The 21096-nt window shown below is 40.9% G+C and carries 14 protein-coding genes; 8 read left to right on the top strand and 6 right to left on the bottom strand.

Annotated elements, in window-relative coordinates; translation table 11 throughout:
- Positions 1-6: 6 nt before the first annotated feature.
- Complete coding sequence (locus BGP15_RS03815) at positions 7-513, bottom strand: ecotin (protein WP_286768762.1); 507 nt, start codon at positions 511-513, stop codon at positions 7-9.
- Positions 514-921: 408 nt separating this feature from the next.
- Between BGP15_RS03815 and uvrA the strand changes: the two genes are divergently transcribed.
- The 5 genes from uvrA to BGP15_RS03790 all read left to right on the top strand — a co-directional run bounded on the left by uvrA (position 922) and on the right by BGP15_RS03790 (position 9840).
- Positions 922-3723: an excinuclease ABC subunit UvrA gene (gene uvrA / locus BGP15_RS03810; protein ID WP_286768761.1), complete on the top strand. Its 2802-nt coding sequence runs from the start codon at positions 922-924 to the stop codon at positions 3721-3723.
- Positions 3724-3863: 140 nt separating this feature from the next.
- A complete protein-coding gene (gene pafA, locus BGP15_RS03805) occupies positions 3864-5507 on the top strand; it encodes an alkaline phosphatase PafA (RefSeq protein WP_286768760.1) in 1644 nt (547 codons plus the stop codon).
- A gap of 89 nt (positions 5508-5596) precedes the next feature.
- The gene (locus tag BGP15_RS03800; protein WP_046673766.1) at positions 5597-6037 is read left to right on the top strand and encodes an RrF2 family transcriptional regulator; all 441 of its coding nucleotides are present in this window, start codon (positions 5597-5599) and stop codon (positions 6035-6037) included.
- A gap of 219 nt (positions 6038-6256) precedes the next feature.
- Positions 6257-9049: an outer membrane beta-barrel protein gene (locus tag BGP15_RS03795; RefSeq protein ID WP_286768759.1), complete on the top strand. Its 2793-nt coding sequence runs from the start codon at positions 6257-6259 to the stop codon at positions 9047-9049.
- The gene (locus BGP15_RS03790) at positions 9046-9840 is read left to right on the top strand and encodes a GLPGLI family protein (RefSeq protein WP_286768758.1); all 795 of its coding nucleotides are present in this window, start codon (positions 9046-9048) and stop codon (positions 9838-9840) included. Before BGP15_RS03795 ends, BGP15_RS03790 begins: the two co-directional genes overlap by 4 nt.
- A gap of 94 nt (positions 9841-9934) precedes the next feature.
- Here the strand turns inward: BGP15_RS03790 and metG are convergent, their stop codons facing one another.
- Positions 9935-12004 carry a methionine--tRNA ligase gene (gene metG / locus BGP15_RS03785; protein ID WP_286768757.1) on the bottom strand — a complete coding sequence of 690 codons (2070 nt, stop codon included), beginning with the start codon at positions 12002-12004 and terminating at the stop codon, positions 9935-9937.
- Positions 12005-12414: 410 nt separating this feature from the next.
- On the opposite strand from metG, the gene BGP15_RS03780 reads away from it, so the two are divergent.
- Positions 12415-13317: a S66 peptidase family protein gene (locus BGP15_RS03780; RefSeq protein ID WP_286768756.1), complete on the top strand. Its 903-nt coding sequence runs from the start codon at positions 12415-12417 to the stop codon at positions 13315-13317.
- Between the two features lie 41 nt (positions 13318-13358).
- On the opposite strand, the gene BGP15_RS03775 is transcribed toward BGP15_RS03780, so the two are convergent.
- Entirely contained in the window at positions 13359-14189 is an 831-nt protein-coding gene (locus tag BGP15_RS03775; RefSeq protein WP_286768755.1) for a universal stress protein, read from the bottom strand.
- 225 nt (positions 14190-14414) lie between these two features.
- On the opposite strand from BGP15_RS03775, the gene BGP15_RS03770 reads away from it, so the two are divergent.
- Entirely contained in the window at positions 14415-14822 is a 408-nt protein-coding gene (locus tag BGP15_RS03770) for a DoxX family protein (RefSeq protein ID WP_046673771.1), read from the top strand.
- 88 nt (positions 14823-14910) lie between these two features.
- Here BGP15_RS03770 and BGP15_RS03765 read toward each other — a convergent pair whose 3' ends face one another.
- The 3 genes from BGP15_RS03765 to BGP15_RS03755 form a co-directional block, all read right to left on the bottom strand.
- Entirely contained in the window at positions 14911-15741 is an 831-nt protein-coding gene (locus BGP15_RS03765) for a universal stress protein (protein WP_286768754.1), read from the bottom strand.
- A gap of 255 nt (positions 15742-15996) precedes the next feature.
- A complete protein-coding gene (locus BGP15_RS03760; protein WP_286754138.1) occupies positions 15997-18123 on the bottom strand; it encodes a carboxy terminal-processing peptidase in 2127 nt (708 codons plus the stop codon).
- 205 nt (positions 18124-18328) lie between these two features.
- The gene (locus BGP15_RS03755) at positions 18329-19432 is read right to left on the bottom strand and encodes a tetratricopeptide repeat protein (protein ID WP_286768753.1); all 1104 of its coding nucleotides are present in this window, start codon (positions 19430-19432) and stop codon (positions 18329-18331) included.
- A 315-nt stretch (positions 19433-19747) separates the two neighbouring features.
- Here BGP15_RS03755 and BGP15_RS03750 point away from each other — a divergent pair, with 315 nt between their 5' ends.
- Positions 19748-21028 (top strand): replication-associated recombination protein A, encoded by a 1281-nt coding sequence (locus tag BGP15_RS03750; protein ID WP_046673775.1) that lies wholly within the window; start codon positions 19748-19750, stop codon positions 21026-21028.
- The last annotated feature ends 68 nt before the right edge of the window (positions 21029-21096 follow it).

Raw genomic sequence — 21096 nt, 5'->3', positions numbered from 1 at the left:
ACAATTTTACTTTTTTGTTCTTACCTCTGCTGCACGGTACGTGTCACCGTCCGTTGTGTAGATTTTGAACTGCACATCATAAGCTTCCGGTACATAAATCACAATCGGCATTCTGCCATTGTAACGTACAGTCTCCGGTTGTGCCGAAACAAAAAGGTTTCTTTTTTCTTTGTCTGGACAAGCCATCATGGTGCTGGCAACATTGCCATTTGTTTTGAATACATAATAGTCATAACCCCAGCCTTGAAGATCCTTTTTCTCCAACGTGCCCGATAGGTTAAAGGAGTTACATCCATCTACTTCCATCCATTTACCTACCGAAAATTCTATTTTTTTGTTTTTATCGCTTTTTGAATAGGGAACTTCAATCACCATTTTCTTATATCCTTTTTCGGGGCTCGGAAAAATGCTTAAGTCTATTTTGTCGATAACCATTTGCGCTTTACTAATAGTTGTTGAGGATACTAATGCAATTACTAATAGCATCATTACTTGAAATACATTTTTTTTCATATCACTGTTATTTGATTTTTAAAGACATATTTGCTATTCATCTGTTTTGTGTTTTTCAATCAATAATATCAAATATGCCTTAATTAATTTGTTGTTTAAACGCTGTGTCTATAAAAAATGCTACATTTTATAGAAGATTAACACCTATAGGACTATATTGTTTTCGAAAGGATTAATTGTAAATCGAAAAATAATTGTCTGGGAAACTAAATGAAATATCATATTTTCCTTTATAACAGATTTTAATATTAGTGATTCGCTAGGATGAATCCTTTTGTTGAATTTTAGCCAAGTTTAGAACAGCAGCTCTTTTTTTGAAATTCAGGTGATAGAAAACCGAATAGCTTTTTAATTCGCAGGAATATAATCAGCCAAGAATACGTAACTTTGTGTGAGATAAGGATTATTATGAGTAAACAGGTGGAGCACACTCCAAAAGAATATATTCAGATAAAGGGTGCAAGAGTTAATAACTTAAAGAATATTGACGTTGATATCCCAAAAAATAAATTAGTTGTTATCACTGGAATGTCGGGCTCAGGAAAATCATCCTTAGCTTTTGATACGCTCTACGCCGAAGGACAACGACGTTATGTCGAGAGTCTTTCTTCGTACGCAAGACAGTTTATGGGACGGATGAATAAACCGGAGGTGGATTACATCAAAGGTATTGCTCCTGCGATTGCCATAGAACAACGCGTCATTACGTCCAACCCTCGTTCGACGGTGGGGACATCCACTGAGATCTATGATTATCTGAAATTGTTGTATGCCCGGATCGGCAAGACAATTTCTCCTGTATCAGGCCGCGAGGTGACCAAAGACAGTGTGAGTTCAGTGGTGGATTTTGCGTTGAATTTAGAAGAGGGGACAACGGTGACACTTCTTGCTCCGCTTATACCTTCCCATGGGCGTAAACTTAAGGAAGAACTGTCGCTCCTGTTACAGAAAGGTTTTGTGCGTGTCTTCTATGGTGATAGTATGCAGAAAATCGAAACTATTATCGATGATAAGTCCATCGCTAACAAAGACCTCCAGGATGGTGAAGTACTTATTGTCGTCGACCGGGTTCGCATTGAACAGGACGATGATACTGTCAATCGACTTTCTGACTCGGTCCAAACAGGTTTTTTCGAGGGTAAAGGCGAGCTCTATATGGAGGAAAATGGTCAGCGACATTATTTCTCCCATAAATTTGAACTTGATGGCATAACCTTTGAAGAACCTACACCAAATTTCTTCAGCTTCAATAACCCGTATGGTGCCTGTCGTCGATGTGAAGGTTACGGGAAGATCATTGGTATTGATCCCGATCTTGTTATTCCAGACAAGAGCCGATCGGTTTACGATGGCGCGATTGCACCCTGGCGAGGAGAGAAGATGGGCGAGTGGCTACAGAAACTTGTTAAAAGTTCACTGAAATTTGATTTCCCGATACATCGTGCATACATGGACCTGACGACCGCGCAGAAAGAGCTGCTGTGGACGGGAAATCAATATTTTGAAGGCCTTACCCAGTTCTTCGAAGAACTTGAAGCCCAAACCTATAAAATTCAATACCGTGTGATGTTATCGCGCTACCGAGGGAAAACAGATTGCCCGGATTGCCGCGGTACCCGATTGCGAAAAGATGCTACCTATGTGAAAGTTGGGGGCAAGTCTATCACCGATATCGTATTGATGCCACTTGAAGAAGCCTTGGAGTTTTTTAAAACTTTACCGCTGGTCGGTAATGAGTTGGTCATTGCCAAAAGACTTCTTGCTGAAATTAATAACAGGTTGCAATTTTTGTGCGATGTTGGATTAAGTTATCTGACGCTGAACCGGCTGTCGAATACCCTTTCAGGCGGTGAGTCGCAGCGGATCAACCTGGCTACTTCATTAGGGAGTTCGCTCGTAGGTTCTATCTATGTGTTGGACGAACCAAGTATCGGGCTCCATCCACGTGATACACAGCGCCTGATTTCTGTGCTGAAATCCCTCCGCGATGTTGGCAATACGGTTGTAGTGGTCGAGCATGAGCAGGAAATGATGGAAGCTGCCGATTACCTGATCGATATCGGACCGGAAGCGGGAATCAATGGCGGCGAGATGGTCTTTGCGGGTACATATCAGCAGATTCTGAAAGACACAAAAAGTCTTACGGGTCAATACCTCAGCGGCAAAAGCCAGATTGAGGTACCCCAAAAACGCCGTCCATGGTCCAATAGTGTGACCATTAAAGGGGCACATGAGAATAACCTCAAAGGGATTGATGTACAATTCCCATTGAATACCTTTACGGTGGTAACGGGTGTTTCGGGATCAGGTAAGACTTCGTTGGTCAAACGTATCCTTTACCCAGCACTGCAGAAGTCGATCGGCAATTACTCCGGCGAGCAGACCGGCGTCTATGATGCGATTGAGGGGGATATTACCCAGGTTGAACAGGTTGAAATGGTCGATCAAAATCCGATCGGTCGTTCTTCGCGATCCAACCCTGTGACTTACGTGAAAGCCTGGGATGAAATCAGGGCCTTGTATGCCAATCAGGGGCCAGCCAAAGCTGCTGGATTGAAACCTGCTGCATTTTCATTTAATGTTGAAGGTGGACGTTGTGATGTTTGTCAGGGCGAAGGAGAAGTTAAAATTGAAATGCAATTTATGGCCGATATCGTTTTACCATGTGAGGCCTGCGGAGGGAAACGATTTAAACAATTTGTGCTTGATGTACATTACAAGAACAAGTCTGTCGCAGATGTTCTCGAGCTGAGTGTTGATGAAGCGATTGTATTCTTTGAAGACCAGCCTAAAATATTGGCTAAATTGCAGCCTTTACAGGACGTTGGATTAGGCTACGTTAAGCTCGGGCAATCGTCAAGTACATTGTCTGGCGGTGAAGCACAGCGGATTAAACTGGCCTCTTTCCTCATTAAGGGTAATAACAGCAAGAAAACACTTTTTATCTTTGATGAGCCAACAACAGGCTTACACTTTCAGGATATTAAAAAGTTATTGAAATCATTTGATGCACTGATTGCCCTAGGCAACAGTATATTGGTGATCGAGCACAATATGGATATGATCAAATCGGCAGATTGGGTGATCGATATTGGTCCTGAGGGTGGAAATAAAGGCGGACAGCTAGTCTTTGCGGGTCTTCCGGAAGAACTTATCCATTGTAAAGATTCTTATACAGGTCAATTTTTAAAAGCACATTTAAAAGATTAAACCCTACTTTAGCGAAGTGAAGTAATCGATATCAGGAGACCTGGGCTGCCAATATGTTACGATTTATTGTTCCTTTTTTAAGGCCTGATGGAATACTTTACACTAAATAAAAAACTAATATTTTAATACTTAATACAATTATGATTAAAAGATTTTTTTTAAGTGTCGTCCTTGGAATAGCAGCGCTTTCATCCATGGCGCAGCAACCGGAAAGACCAAAATTGGTTGTCGGCCTGATGGTGGACCAAATGCGTTGGGATTATTTATATCGTTTTGCGGATCGATATGGAAATGATGGTTTCAAACGACTTTTGAAAGAAGGATTTTCCTGTGAAAATACATTGATTAACTATATTCCGACATACACAGCCATTGGGCACAGTTCGGTATATACAGGCTCAGTTCCCTCCATACATGGTATTGCAGGTAATGACTGGATCGAAGAACAGACGGGTAAGAATATGTACTGTACGCAGGACGATAATGTTGTTGGTGTAGGGACTACCGCCAAGGAAGGGCAGCAGTCTCCACGTAATTTGCTTGCGTCGACTGTAACGGATCAATTGAAACTCGCTTCTAACTTTAAATCCAAAGTGATCGGTATCGCGATTAAAGACCGTGGTGGTATTCTGCCTGCGGGACATTTCGCTGATGCGGCGTATTGGTTCGAAGCAAAATCAGGTGATTGGATCACCTCTAATTTCTACATGGATAAACTGCCAAAATGGGTCGTAGACTTCAACAAGAAAAAATTGGCTGAAAAATACCTGAAAGGCGACTGGAAACCCATGTATGATATTAGTACCTATGCTGCCAACAGTATTGCAGATGATAATATCTACGAAGGTAAATACCCTGGCGAAGAAAAACCGACTTTGCCGCGCGCAACTTCTAAGCTGATGAAAGACGAAGGCTATGAGCTGATCAAAACCACACCAATGGGAAATCAGTTTACCTTGGATCTGGCAATGGAAGCAATCAAAAATGAACAGATGGGAAATAACCCGACTAAAAATACCGACTTCCTTTGTGTGAGCCTTTCAGCAACAGACTACGTCGGACACCGTTATTCATTGACAGCAGTGGAGATTGAAGATATTTATCTTCAGCTTGATAAACAACTTGCCGATTTCTTCAACTACCTGGATAAGACCGTGGGTAAGGGAAACTATACCTTCTTCCTGACTGCAGATCATGGTGCTTCTTATAACTCTCGGTTCTTTATGGATATGAAAGGAAATGGTGGTTATTTCTATTCACGTCAGATTATCACAGGACTTAACAAAACCCTTAAAGAGAAATTTGGGCAAGAGAAGCTAGTGAAAAGCATGATGAACTATCAGGTACATTTAAACAATCAATTGATTGATTCGTTGAATTTGGATCGCGATAAAATAAAAGAGACTATCATTCGTGAGCTTCGCCATACAGAAGGTGTCGCATATGTGGCTGATATGGAAAAAGGCGAAAGTCTGATGATTCCGGCGCCTATTCGCGAAAAAATGATCAATGGTTACAACTTTAAACGTAGTGGTGCAATTCAGATTGTTTGTGAACCACAATGGTATGACGGTACGCCGCGCTCGACCGGTACAACACATGGTACCTGGTCTGGCTATGATTCCCATATTCCGCTGGTATTTATGGGCTGGGGAATTAAACCAGGTGTATCTAATACAGAGGTGCATATTGTGGATATTGCACCGACAATCTCTTCGTTATTGCATATTACTGAGCCCAATGGTAGCATCGGCAAACCGATCAGAGCGGTATTGGGTCAATAAGGAGACTGTTGGTACCTGCTAAATCTGGCAGGTTTTATTCTATTGAATAAAAAACGTAAATTTGCAATTCAACAGGGGGTAAATAAACTATGCTTTCCAAAAAAACAAAATATGCAATAAAAGCACTGATGGTGCTTGGTCGTAATTACGGTAATGAGCCTATGCAAATCGTGAAGATTGCGCAGGAGGAGAATATTCCAAAAAAATTCTTGGAACAAATTCTGCTTGAAATGCGAAATGCCGGAATTCTCTATAGCAAAAAAGGAGCTGGTGGCGGTTACAGCCTCAATAAGGCTCCTGAAGATGTTTTCTTATCCCAGGTGATGCGCCTGATCGATGGACCCATAGCCTTGCTACCCTGCGTGAGCTTAAACTTCTACCGCTCGTGCGAAGAGTGTACCCAAGAGCATGCCTGTGGCATACGCGATACGTTTGTAGAAGTGAGAAATGCCATGTTGCAGATTTTAAACGATACAAGTATTGCCCATTTAATCAATAAGGAAAAAGAATTAAACCTGAATGTAGATTAAAGGAAGTAAAATATATTTTTCTATTTATACTGGAGGCGTAACAAATAAGTTACGCCTCTTTTTTTTGTATGGTAGATTAATTGGTATAGAGTGAATTAGCCTATTTTTTTTGAAGGATCAAGGTTTAGTTTATTAATTATACAATTATTTAACATTATTTTACGAATTTTCCGTAGCAACATTTATATATTTACCCCGACAATATATAAACGAAAATTTATGAAACTAACCTATTCCCTAGTTTTGTTTCTTTTATTTTCTGTCCTGGGTTCCAAGTCCTATGCACAACATAAACTTGTGGGATCAGTGGCAGATATCAAAGATCTCGCAAAACTACATCAAGCTTCAATCGCGCTGCTCAGTCCCAAAGATTCAATTTTGGTTAAATTTGGCCGGACGAAGGAAAATGGAACATTCCAAATTGCTAATCTCGACACAGGTACTTATAAAATGGTGGTTTCCTATCCACAGTATGCTGACTTGGTAAAGGATATCCATGTGGCTGCGGAAGACTTAGATATCGGTATTGTAAAGCTATCCAAAGCAGCTCTACTGCTGGAAGAGGTTCAGGTAAATGGTAAAATTCCGGTGGTAATCAAAGGCGATACAATTGAATATGATGCAGGTAGTTTTAAAGTAGAGAAGGATGCTAAAGTGGAAGACCTGCTGAAGGTATTACCGGGTATTACAATGGATGGATCAGGCAAGATCATCGCGCAGGGAAAGGAAGTAAAAAAGGTATTGCTTGACGGTGAAGAGTTTTTTGGCGATGACCCAACGCTGATTACCAAAAATATCCGGTCAGATATGGTCAGCAAAGTACAGGTCTATGAAAAGAAATCAGATCTCGCCGTACGTACCGGCGTGGATGACGGAGAACGTACACAGACAATTGATATCAAGCTCAAAGAAGATAAGAAAAAGGGAATGTTCGGTCAGGCTGTTGCGGGAGCTGGTACAGACAACTATTATGGCGGAAAAGTCATGCTCAATAAGTTTAAGGGCTCGCAGAAAATTGCTGCTTATGGAATTCTCGCCAATGATGGAATGGTCGGGTTAGGATTTGAAGATAGCCAAAAATATGGCGTGGGTGGAAGCAGCAATGTACAGATGATGGAGGGCGGAGGCATTATGATTTCCTCTGGTGGTGATGGTTCTGATGGGGGATGGGACGGTAAATACTATGGTGGTGGCGTACCTAAGGCTGTCAACATGGGAGCAAGCTATTCGGATAAGTCCAAAGATGATAAGCATAAGATCAATGTCAACTTCAAGCGGAATCAGATCAATGTCAACAATACAAGTACATACAACGCACAGAATAACCTTCCTGAACGCGCACAGGTAGATAATAATGTGACCACATCTGAAACAGAAACACAGGCAAATATTGCAAATCTACGGTATGACTATAAGCTTGATTCGCTTGCTGACCTTACTGTCACCATGGGCTTTACCAAATCTAGCCGTGACAATTTATCCAATTCCGAAGCAGATCAACGTAAATTGGATGGCACATTGATTACACGGACTTCATCCAGGACAGATTTAAATAACGATCAGGATCGATTTAATATAAATGCGATGCTTACACGTCGTTTCAAAAAGGACCGCCGTTCCATTACTTTCAATGTCAATGCGAATGCAGACCAAAATCGCAACAAAACACAGTATTTTTCGGAAAACTTCTTCCAAAGTTCCGGAGATACAACCTTGATCGATCAATATAAAAATGATAAACTGGCGAATAATAACTACGGTGCTTCAGTAACCTATTCGGAGCCGCTTTCTAAAAGGCTGACCGCTGCAATAGGTTATGCATTCAATCAAAATAAATCGGAAACACTCAATCAGTCATTTGATAAAGATCCGGCTACAGGAAAATATACGGTATTGGACCAAAACCTGCTCAACGATTTTGATTTTAACAGTTTAAAAAATGGTGTCAACGCCTCCTTGAATTACAAGTCGAATACATTAACAGTAAATTTGAGCAATAGAGTTGATTTTGAACAGGTCAAGAGAACCTATAACAACCTGAATACAATACTGCAGCGGAACCAGACATCTGTTGCTCCAAATCTTTCCATCAACTACAAAATCTCGAAAAGCAAAAATGTAAGCTTCCGCTACAGCGGCCGCACGAGCCAGCCTTCCTTGACGCAAATAGAGCCGTTGAAACAAAATTCCCAGCCACTCGTCGAGTATTTGGATAATCCAGACCTGAAAGCGGGCTTTGATAACTCCTATTCAGTTAATTTCAATAACTACAAGCAGTTAAAGGATCAGAGTATCTATTTTTATGTGAGTGCAGATCAAGGAAAGAAAAGTATCAACAATAGCGTGCGCTATGATCTAGATAAAGGTACGCAGCAAATTTCCTACGTCAATATTGATAAAGACAATTGGCGTATGTATGGTGGTGGAGGATACAGTTTTGTATTGAAGAAAAAATGGGGATTAAAAATGAATCTTGGCATGAATGCGCAGTATAACAGCCAGTTTAGCTATTTATCCTCCTTCAATGAAGAGCCAAAGCTCAATAGAAATCAAACATGGAGTGTAGCACCAAGTATTGGTTTTAGCCGATATAAAGCAAACAAAATGGATTTTTACATTTCCATGAGCCCTGGTGCGGAGCAGATGAATTCCTATTTGCAGCCTGAGTTGAACCGGACGACTTTTAAATTCAGGACGTTCTCGGAGATTACCTATTATTTACCAAAAGACTTTAAAATTTCCCTGTCGACAAACCAGAATTATCAGGCCGCTACAAAAACGCTTGAATCCATTAATATCATTAATATGAATGGTTATGTTTCCAAGAAATTATTGAAAGATAAGTCCTTGGAGGTACAGGTATTTGTCAATGATATTTTGAACAAAAATAATGGAGTGTATCGTTATCAGAATGGAACTTCATTTATTCAGACCAGCAACGACGTATTACGTCGGTATGGAATGCTAAAAGTAATCTACAATTTTACAACAATGAAAGGAGATGCCAAATGAGTAAGTATATCAAGTTGATGGTTTGGGTATTATTGCTGTGCGCGGGTACAGCCCATGCACAACATGCTTATTTTCCGAGCAGCGGAACGGTCACCTATGAACGGAAGTTCCATGTGCAGAATTTCTTAAAGCGTAATTATCTCAGCAAGCCCGATTTAGATACCTGGGATAAGCTGATGGTCGACAATGCCGTGAAAAATGGGCCTGCCGAGGTAGTGACCCACCATATTTTGAAATTTTACGATAATGAAACCCTGTTTGAAACCGTGCAGGAGGATTATCCTGCGAATTATCGTAATGTGACTTACTATAATTCTATTCTTCCCGATTCAAAAACCTATATTAATTTCCAGAATCAGGAGTTTTTAAAGTTGCTCCCTTTTGGAGATGAGCAGTTGTTGCTCAAAGATTCTTTGCCTGCAGTTAAATGGAAGTATACGGATGAATACCGAAATATTGCGGGATATGATTGTCGGAGAGCGAATGGTGTTATTCAAGATTCGGTCTATGTAGTAGCCTTTTTTGCTGGACAAATACCAATCTCTGGTGGGCCTGAGCTTATCCATGGGCTCCCAGGTCTGGTAATGGGCATATCTATACCGAGCATGAATGTCAATATGTTTGCCACAAAGGTGGAGATTACCAATACAGCATTTTCCAATGTGCTGACCAAAAAGAAAAAGGTGGTTGCGGAATCCAGAACGGAGATCATAAAGAAGCTGAAAGATACCGTCTATGACTATATGGATGAGAAGGCCTTTAAAAAACGACTGCAGAGTATACTCTTTTAGGGGATAATCTTATACCGTTCTTGTCCCGTCGAGATGAAAAAAAAGCCTGTTCATACGAACAGGCTTTTTGTATAAAAGAAATACCGGTTTTATATTAACGTACCGTACTTCCTACTTTAATTGTTGTATCCGGTTTGACAAAATCCAATCGACCGTCAGCATCTTCTGCCATCAGGATCATTCCTTGTGACATAATTCCTTTGATTTCACGAGGTTCAAGGTTAACCAAAATAGATACCTGACGGCCTACGATTTCCTCAGGACTGAAGAACTCTGCGATACCCGAAACGACTGTGCGTGTATCTAAGCCGGTGTCTATCGTCAGTTTTAACAATTTCTTGGTTTTGGCAACTTTTTCAGCGGCTGCAATAGTTCCAACGCGGATATCCATTTTAACAAAATCATCGAAGCTGATGTTTTCTTTCGCAGGAGCAACTTTTGCATTATCAGCTAGATTTTTTGCTTTTGCTTCAGCAAGTTTGTTTAGTTGGAAGTCGACTTGTTCATCGGTTATTTTGTCAAATAACAATTGCACTTCACCCAGTTGGTGTCCAGTTTTGATCAAAGCATCCGAACCTGCGTCGTTCCAGTTTCCTTGAGGGAAATTAAGCATTTCAAATAATTTGATAGCTGTTTTCGGTAAAAACGGTTGTGCAAGAACGGCAAGATTGGCAACGATTTGAGCCGCAACATTTAGGATTGTTTTGACACGCTCCTCATCTGTTTTAATGATTTTCCATGGTTCCTCATCGGCAAGATATTTGTTGCCCAGACGCGCTACATTCATAAATTCTGCCAATGCCTCACGGAAGCGGAATTGCTCCAAAGACGATTTGATAGAAGTAGGGTATGCTTTTAGTTCATCCAGTACCGCTTGATCTACAGCTGTTAGTGGCGAGCCGTTCAATACTTTGCCATCGAAATATTTGTGGGAAAGTACCAAGACGCGGTTGACAAAGTTTCCAAAAATGGCAACCAGCTCATTGTTGATCCGAGCTTGGAAATCTTTCCAGGTAAACTCCGCATCTGAAGTTTCCGGTAAGATGGATGTCAATACATAACGCAATTCATCCTGTTTATCCGGGAATTCCTGTAGGTATTCATGTAACCAAACCGCATGGTTTCGAGAAGTGGACAGCTTATCGCCCTCCAGGTTCAGGAATTCGTTGGCTGGAATATTTTCTGGTAAAATATAGTCGCCGTGTGCATGAAGAATCGCCGGGAAAATAATGCAGTGGAAAACAATATTATCTTTTCCAATAAAATGGATCAGCGTAGAATCGTCTGCTGGGTTTTCATGGGTTTTCCAATAGTCTTCCCAGTTTTTACCATGATCCAAAGCCCATTGTTTTGTTGCTGAGATATAACCGATAGGCGCATCTAACCAAACATAGAGTTTTTTACCCTCTGCTTCAGCCAAAGGCACATCAACGCCCCAATCCAGATCTCTTGTCATTGAACGCGGCTGTAAACCGGATTTAAGCCACGATTGACATTGGCCAAAAACGTTGGACTTCAGGATATTTTTCTTTCCTTCGATCAGCCACTTTTCAAGCCAAGGCTGGTATTTGTCCAATGGAAGGTACCAATGTTTTGTTTCTTTCAAAACCGGTGTCTTTCCGCTCAATGTTGAAATCGGGTTGATCAGATCTGTAGGGCTAAGTGATGTCCCACATTTCTCACATTGATCACCATAGGCGCCTTCAGATTTACAATTTGGACAAGTTCCCGTAATGTAGCGGTCAGCCAAAAACTGATGGTATTCCTCATCGTAATACTGCTCCGAAAATTTCTCGACAAATTCACCTTTATTGTAAAGGTTCAAGAAGAAATCCTGCGATAACTGGTGATGTATAGGCTCCGATGTACGGTGATAGATATCGAAAGAGATACCAAACTCTTCAAAGCTTTCTTTGATTTGTTTATTGTATTTGTCAATGATCTGCTGTGGGGTGATGCCCTCTTTTTTTGCACGGATGGTAATCGCCGCACCATGCTCATCTGAACCACATACATAGACTACATCTTTTTGATTTAGACGCAGATAACGGACAAAGATATCCCCTGGGATATAAGCTCCGGCAAGGTGTCCAATATGTAAAGGACCATTGGCATAAGGTAATGCCGATGTGATGGTATAACGTTTTTTATCTAGAATACTCAATGCTTGAAAGTATATTTAAGTGTGTACTTGTTTCCTTTGGCAAACTTAGATAAATTGCTGTTTATATGCAATATAAATGCATGTCATATCGAACAATTTATTCTTGAATTCTTGTTTTGGCTGATTTCTACGATTACGGCAACTTGATTAAAATACGCTGCTATTTAACCTCTTGTTATCGTAGAAATATTATTCAACATAGCGGTAGAAAACTTAGATAAATTTACGTTTATTTGTACATATAAGCACCATATATCAAGTATATTTCTAATCGGACTTTGCAATGTAGAGGTCCTTTTTTTCGAAAGTGTTTGATGTTATTGGCCAGAAAGATTCTTCAGTTCGCTTGCATAGCTGTTGGTGTCTTCGAAGCCATGAAGGTTTTGTTTGATCATTAGCGATAAAAAAATATGTCCAAAATTCCTGATTTTCTGAAAGAAGGCGATAAAGTTGCTATTGTTTGTCCTGCGAGTTTTATACGTGGATCTATTGATGTTGGCATAAAAACATTAGAGAGTTGGGGGCTGGAGGTTGTCATTGGGAAGACTGTTGGGGCATCGTTTCATCAGTTTGCCGGAGATGACAATTTACGCACCGCTGATCTGCAGTGGGCGCTGGATGACCCGTCGATTAAAGCTGTTTTTGCGGCGCGCGGCGGTTACGGCTGTGTTCGTATTGTCGACGAAATCGATTTTTCAAACTTTGAAAAAAATCCCAAGTGGTTGGTGGGTTTTAGCGATATAACCGTATTGCATAGCCATATCCAACGCAATTATAAAATTGCTACAATACATGGACAGATGCCCAAGTCTTTTGAAACGGGGACAACAGCTTCTTTGGAAACCTTGAGAAATGCATTGTTTGGTCATAATATGGACTTTGCCTACGAACAGACGTTTTTCCCCAATCGTGCGGGTACAGGCGAAGGCAAATTGATCGGTGGAAATTTAGCCATCTTACTTTCGGTACTTGCTTCCGATTCGGACGTCAATTACAAGAATAAAATTTTATTTATAGAGGACGTAGGGGAAGCCTATTACTCCATCGACAGAATGCTATGGGCATTGAAGCGTGCTGGGAAACTCAAAAAATTGAATGGTCTCCTAATAGGTGGCTTTTCTGCCATGAAAGACAACGATCCTGCTTTTGGGCAAAGTGTAGAGGAAATTGTCTGGGATAAAGTGAAAGAATATGATTTTCCGGTAGCATTCGGCTACCCTGCAGGGCATATTGATGACAATCACGCCCTCATGTTTGGGCGAAAAGTAACATTGGAGACGACAGAAAATTCTGTTCAGTTAACCTATTTGTAGGGATAACCGAACAGAATCTGGCTGCATCATTTATCTGCAGATTATCCCGAATGTACAGGGATGACCATCATGGCAGCCTGACTCTTCCAGGCCATTTTTTGCGCAATACTCGTATTGAAAATTCGGCTTAATAGACCCTTGTCCCGATGGAAAGTGACCATCATGTCGATATGGTTTTCGTTGATGTATTGGTTGATCCCTGAAGCAATGTCCGCATGGAGGATATAGCTATAGATGGGATGATAAGGAGCCAATAAGTCCTGCATGGTCGTTATTTCGGCATTTACCGCTTTATTTGCAGGATCTTCTTTGGTCACATGGACGACATAGACCTCACTTTTACGTAATACTTCCGACGCATTCACCAGGAGACGGTTTAATTTTAGTTTGACTTCTTTGAGATTGGTGGCGATCAACATCTTTTTGGGTACCCTAAACTCTGCCCGTGCGGGGACAACCAGTAATGGCGTGTGACAATTTTCGATCAGCTTGAGGGTATTACTTCCAAGAAGCAGTTTCTTTAAGCCACTTTTACCTGCAGTTCCGACGATGACAAGGTCAATGTCCTCCTCAGCACAGGTCCGGTTTACACCATAGCTAAGTTCATATTCTTCAAGAACTGATTTCCAGGCAATCCCCTCAGGGAAAAGCAACATCAGTTCCTGCTGCCAGGTATTGAGGTCCTTTTGTTTTTCTTCCAGAATTTCTGAATTGCTTATGACAACAGGTTCTGTACCTACGGTGGGGATTACTTCGTATGTATGGTATAGGACAACCTTTTCAATACCCCAGAGTGGAGCTAATTGTGCGGCATAGCGGGCAGCAGCATAGGCATTGTCCGAAAAGTCTGTTAACAAGAGTAGGTTTTTCATCCTTATTAGTTATTTGTTTATCCGTAATCCGTGGCTAAGGATTTTTACGCTGTCTTAGACATTCCAAAGCATCATAATCGGGTCTATAGCTATTAAATTACGCATTAAGTATTATAAATGCAATAGCTTTATTTATAGGATGGGTGCTGGGAGGCGTTCAATCTAAATAATTTCACTAATTTAGAGTGATTGGTAATTTAAGTTTTAATAATTTAACCGTTTTTTATGGCAATTTGGAATTCATTGGGTAAATATCGCGATACAGGACTGTTGATATTACGAGTCGGACTGGGAGTGATGATGATCATGCACGGTCTTCCTAAGTTACAGGGCGGCCCTGAGCTCTGGGCAGGGGTTGGTAAATCAATGGGTAATATCGGTATTCATTTTATGCCTACTTTTTGGGGCTTTATGGCTGCTGCGACCGAAACTGTTGGTGGCCTATTTTTACTGCTGGGACTCTTTTTCAGACCAGCGGCATTATTGCTCGCATTTACGATGGTCATTGCTGGATTAATGCATCTTTCTAAAGGAGATGGTATCTCTGGTGCTTCACATGCGATTGAGCTTTGCTTTGTGTTTTTAGGACTTATCCTTATTGGACCGGGTAAACATTCGGTTGATAAGAAATAAGAGAATCCCGGAGGAAAGACTTCCCGGAGGAAGAACTATACAAAAAAAGCCGCAATTTATTTAGATTGCGGCTTTGTTATTTTTTCTCCTACGACCTATCCATGGGGATAACCAGCAAGTTGGCGGCGCCATTCCAGGCAATCTTTTTAGATATGCTTGTTTTGAATAGGCTCGCTAATAGGCCTTGCTTTTTATGAAATGACAGTATGAGGTCTATGTGTTTCTCTTTGGCATATTCTTCAATACCTAGTGTAATATCATCATGGCTGATATAGTCGTAAATCGGATGATATTTGTCTAAGCGCTCATGGAGATGCTTTAACTCCTGTGCCAAGTCGGCGGCCGAACCTTCTTTTTTAGCAACATTCAACACATACAATTGTGCATTGAAGGTATCTAAAACCTGATCTAAGTTGAATAAATCCAATTTTCGGTCTACCTCTTTCAGGTCGGTGGTCGCCAACACATTTTTTGGGACGGCCGGATTTACTTTATGGGAAACAATAAGCATGGGCTTATTGCAGATGTCCATCAGCGTAATGGCATTACTTCCGACCAGGATCTTAGCAAAACCCGTTTGTCCGGTGATACCCAATGCTACAAGGTCAATGTCGTGCGATTTGCACATGTCGTTGACTCCCATCGGCAAATCAACATCTTCCATCTGATGGGATAATTCCACTTGTGGGGGGAACAACAGTCTGATTTGGTCAAACCATGCTGTCAGTTCTTTCTCTTTGGTTTCTTTAACCTCATCATTGACAATGACAATAGGTTCGTTATTGACAATGGTAACACTATTGTAAGTATGGTAGACAATAACCTTTTGCGTTTTCCAGGCTTCTGTACACAGCGCAACTTGTTGTGCTGCCAGAAGAGCATTTTCTGAAAAGTCAGTTAACAGGAGGATACGTTTCATGATGTTCTTTTTTATACGTTTAACTTCTATAACCTGGTTGGTGCATTCTGTCCTGCCAAATCTTTAGCGTATGAGCTAAGCGAATCATTCGGACTTCAAGCAGTACCGGTATATTACTAAAACAATGAATGTAGCGATAAGTTACAAAGAAAACGTGAATTTAATGTTAAACTCTCCCTATTGTGATGAGGGTCATAAAAAAAGGCAACCGCAGTTACGGTTGCCTTTCATTTTCTAGCTTTTGAAACGTTGAAATTACAACGGTTTTTTTGTTCCAAAGTTGATGATATAATCGGTCATCACTTTGGCACTTTCATCTTTCACAAAGTCAAGATCAATTTTCGGTTGGGATTTTCCTTCTTCCCACGCCGGTTTGCCCTGCAATTTCAATAAAGCGTTGATGCGGTCTCTATTTTTCTTGAGGTTGTCATCTTTCTCTTTCTTGAATTTGTTCAGCTCCAATGGAATTTTCACATCCTCATCTTTTTGAGCCTCTTCAATATCCTCTTTCAGATACTTATATTCCAGTGAGTTTTTAATGCGTGCCTCGTGCATTGTTTCTAATTTCTTGTCAACGCCACTTAGGTCAGCTACTTTTTTGAAGTTGCTCGATTGGATTTGATCCCAAGGAAGTGCTGATTTTTCGGAGCTCTCGCCAAATTTCTCTGCAGAAAATTGAGAAGGGAATACGATATCCGGTGTAACCCCTTTATGTTGCGTACTGCTACCGTTTACACGATAGAATTTACCCAATGTGATATTGATTTGTCCATATTGAGGAGCACCTTCTGGGGTATCCGGATCTTTTTCACCGGAGGCCTTTAGGAGTAAGCGGCTAGTCGGGCTGATGACACGTGACATATCGATTGCCGATTGTACCGTTCCTTTACCATAACTTTGAGATCCTAAGATAATACCTCTTCCATAATCCTGGATAGCTCCGGCAAAGATTTCAGAAGCCGAAGCCGAGAAACGGTTGATCATGATGCCCAATGGACCATCCCAGGATACGCCTGCGTTTTTATCTTCTTCGACGTCGATGTTATTCTTTGTGTCTCTTACTTGTACAACAGGACCTTTATCGATAAATAAACCGGTTAAATCAATGGCTTCCGGTAAGGATCCACCACCATTGAATCGCAAGTCGATAACCACAGCATCTACTTTTTCTTGTTTCAACGTGTCTAAGATTAACCTAACGTCTCTGGTTGTGCTCTTATAGTTTGGATCGCGTCTTCTGTAAGCTTCAAAATCCATGTAGAACTTCGGAATATTGATGATACCCACTTTGTACATTTTTCCATCGGCACCTTTGACGTTCATGATCTCTTTCTTCGCAGATTCTTCTTCAACGACGATTTTCTCACGTACTAGAGATACAATGCGCGGATGAGAGTTCATGGGCTGACCAGCAGGTATAATTTTCAGGCGGACAATCGTTCCTTTTGGACCTTTGATTTTTGCTACAGCAGCATCAAGTCTCCAACCAATAATGTCTTCAAATTCACCATCTTTACCTTGGGCTACAGCAATAATCTTATCATTGACGTGAATGCTCTTGTCTTTGAATATCGGTCCACCCGGGATAATTTCGAAGATGCTTACAGCCTCATTGTCGACGACAAGTCTTGCTCCGATACCTTCAAACGTATTAGCCATTCCTTCATTGAAGGCCTGTGCAAAGGATGGGTTAAAATAAGATGTATGTGGATCAACAGCATCTGTCAATGCTTGCATGACCACCTGAAAAGCATCATTGGCATTGGTTTTCTTTGCCTGCGAGATCAAATTAACATAGCGTTTTTTTAGCGTTTCCACCTGTTTGGTCCTCGCGCTATCAGTAGATTTACCACTCGCGGTTTCCAAGTTAAGCAGATCGTATTTTACACGCTTACGCCATTGGTCGTTGGCTTCATCTGCTGTTTTGAACCAGCCTAATTTTTCGCGGTTAGGTTGGTAATACTCATCCTTTGTATAATCCTGTTTCTTGTCTATTTCTGAAAGCGCATATTGCATTCTGTCCAGGTATCTCTTGGAATAGACATTAAAAATATGGAATGCGGCAGAAAGATCTCCATTTTTGATATCCTGCGCAAGATTGTTTCTGTACGCTTGAAATTCATCGATATCCGATTGAAGTAAGTAATTTTTTCCTTGATCCAAAGTTTTGATCAGATTATCGTATATGATACCCGATATCGAATCATTCATTTTGACCTTTTTGTAGCTCGCATTTTCCAATAATCCAGAGACTTCTTTAGCGATAATTTGATGTTGTGTGCTTGGTTTAAGCCCTCCATCATCAGGAAGCGCTACCCGTGGTTTTGAACCACAAGAAACAATGGATACAACAAAAAGTGCAAATATGAGTTTCCTAAACATATTTTCGACGGTTTTAATAATCATTCTTTTTAAAAAATATTCAGCTCCTATTGATGAGCGTGCTAAATTTAGTGAAATTCATAGCACATTACCGCAGAATCTAAAAATTTATTTGATTTATCCTTTAATATTTACAAAAAGCTTAAAATCTCTTTGTAGACTGTCCTTACAACAGACCACGCGAAGAGGTAGATTGTTTTAAATATCAATTGTACAGCTCATTTTTTAACTGCGTATAGGCCTTGTAGGTCTGATCAGCAGATGGATAATCTTTTAGCACAAGATACACCTCACCGAGTTTGTCCAATATCGCGAGTGAGAGCTGTTTGTTATTTTCATCAGAAGCCAGTTCAGCAGCCTGCACAAATTCTTTGATCGCTACCTTATAATTACCATCTTTTTGCTTGGATGAGGCCAACAGGTATTCAATCTCAGCGAGCTCGCTACTTAGTTTTTTGGCATTGGCCAAATCGCGGGCCTGTAGCAGAAACCACTGTGCCTCGGTAAATTTATTTTGCTTAAAATAAATCTCGGCAAGCATTTCCCAGGCAAAAATTTTCCCTTCATAGGCTTTGGCCTTATTGAATAGGGGGATTGCACTGCGGATAATATTATTTTCGGCCGCTTTATAATTTCCCTGACCGGCTCGAGCCATGGCAATTAACAGCCAGGCATTGGCTTGTTCCGCATAGCTTTTGCTCGTCATGGCATAGGTATGATAATTTTGTGCACTTTCTTCTGCACGGACAAAGTCGCCACGATACAACTGGAAATTACTGATGTTCATATTGATGGTGGCTATGTCATCCTTGTTATCGGTACGATTTGCCAAAGAAAGTGCTTGATATAAAAACTTTGACGCATTGCTGCTATCGTTATTTTTAATTGAAAATAAGGCGGCTTCATTCGATAAGGCATAGCTTGAGATCCAATTTTGAGCGTTCTTTTGTGCCTCAATCGCGTCATTCCAGACATTCGCTGTAGCTGGCATCGGATTCATTAAATATTGAAAATGCCCCAGGTTATTGGTGCTCCGCAGTTGCAATAACAGTCGCTGTAGCAGGAGCTGTCTTGCAATTTCTTTGCTGAAAGGCTTCTTGTCCGCATAGTTCTCTGCTAGTATTTCATTGGCCGTTTTTGGAGGTGGTAAAAAATAGACCTCAGGACCGATACCCTTAAAGGAAGCATCGTATTGTTTGATCGCGCCCGTATAATCTTTGGCGGCATCCTGTGCGATTACCTGACATGGTATATTCATGAATGCAGTCAAAGCGGTAAATATAGAAATCCAGTATTTTGTCATTCTCATAAAATATTACGTTATCATTAACGTCTACATAAATTTAGCTAAAGGGCATATTTGAGCAATCTACTCCTTGATTCGATAAACCTGTACGTTCGGTTATGCTCTGCCAAAAGCAATTTACATATATAATAGAGCAAATATGACGAAAAATTGTGTGAAAAAATGTTAAAGTACTATCGGGCGGTGAATGCTGACCATTAGAATTATGCTGATGAAAGCTTGAAGCTTATCGCTTTACTGTACTCTTCGTCGAAAGAGCCTGGATGATTAAAGCTAAAATATTTAGTCGCTGTGCCGTTTAATTTTTAACTTTGTGTTATGGCGACACGAATTCCATTAGCAGAACGACTTAGACCGCGGCAATTGAGCGATTATGTGGGACAACAACATATTGTGGGCCCAGATGCAGTACTCTACCATGCGATCCAGCAAAAAAATATACCATCCATGATTCTGTGGGGCCCTCCGGGGGTCGGAAAAACAAGTTTGGCCTTGCTGATCGCAAGAGAACTCGACAGGCCGTTCTTTTCATTAAGTGCAATTCAGGCCGGGGTGAAAGATATTCGTGAAGTGATTGAAAAAGCTGAACGGCTGATGAATTTCAATCAAGATCAACCCATTTTGTTTATTGATGAGATTCACCGTTTTTCCAAGTCGCAGCAAGATTCACTTTTAGGGGCTGTTGAACGTGGGCTGGTGACACTTATTGGAGCAACAACAGAAAACCCCTCGTTTGAAGTTATCTCTGCATTGCTCTCGCGTTGCCAGGTGTATGTATTGGAACATCTTTCGGAAGAAGATCTTATTGGATTGATCCAAAAAGCATTACATGAAGATGAATATTTACAGAAACAGGCAATTGTTGTCGAAGAATATGAGGCCTTGTTGCGGCTGTCTGGTGGCGACGCACGTAAATTGTTAAATGTACTCGAGCTGGTTGTCAATGCTGCAGTATTGCATAAAGAGCCAATTACAAATGCCTTTGTCCTGAAACAGGTACAGCAAAATATGGCCATTTATGACAAAGCGGGTGAACAGCATTACGATATTATTTCGGCTTTTATTAAATCCATCCGTGGGTCTGATCCGAATGCCGCAGTCTATTGGCTTGCACGGATGATCGAAGGGGGGGAGGATCCGTCCTTTATTGCCCGAAGGTTGTTGATTTTGGCTTCTGAGGATATTGGCAATGCCAACCCCAATGCCCTGTTATTGGCGAACAATTGTTTTCAGGCAGTCAATGTTATTGGATGGCCCGAATCACGTATCATTCTGTCGCAAACGGTGATCTATCTGGCGACTTCGGTTAAAAGCAATGCTTCCTATGAAGCGATCAATAAGGCGCAGGCCTTGGTGAAACAAACCGGAGATCTGTCTGTACCGTTGCATATCCGTAATGCGCCGACCAAATTGATGAAGGACTTAAATTATGGCGCCGAATACAAATATGCACACGCCTATCCTGGGAATTTTGTTGTTCAGGAATTTCTTCCCAAAGAAATCAGTGGCGTCAAATTGTATGAGCCCGGACAAAATTCGCAGGAGGAAAAACTAAGACAAAGTTTACGGGACAAATGGAAGGAAAAATATAAGTATTAAATCAATATGTCATAAAAAATAGGCTTGGCGGGTATTTTTTGATTTTGTTAAAACTATCTTATGCCTTT

This window comes from Sphingobacterium sp. 40-24 (assembly GCF_001899705.1).
Classification (GTDB): domain Bacteria; phylum Bacteroidota; class Bacteroidia; order Sphingobacteriales; family Sphingobacteriaceae; genus Sphingobacterium; species Sphingobacterium multivorum.
Note: the sequence above shows the minus strand (reverse complement) of the source record. Positions and strands in the feature narration are given on the sequence as shown.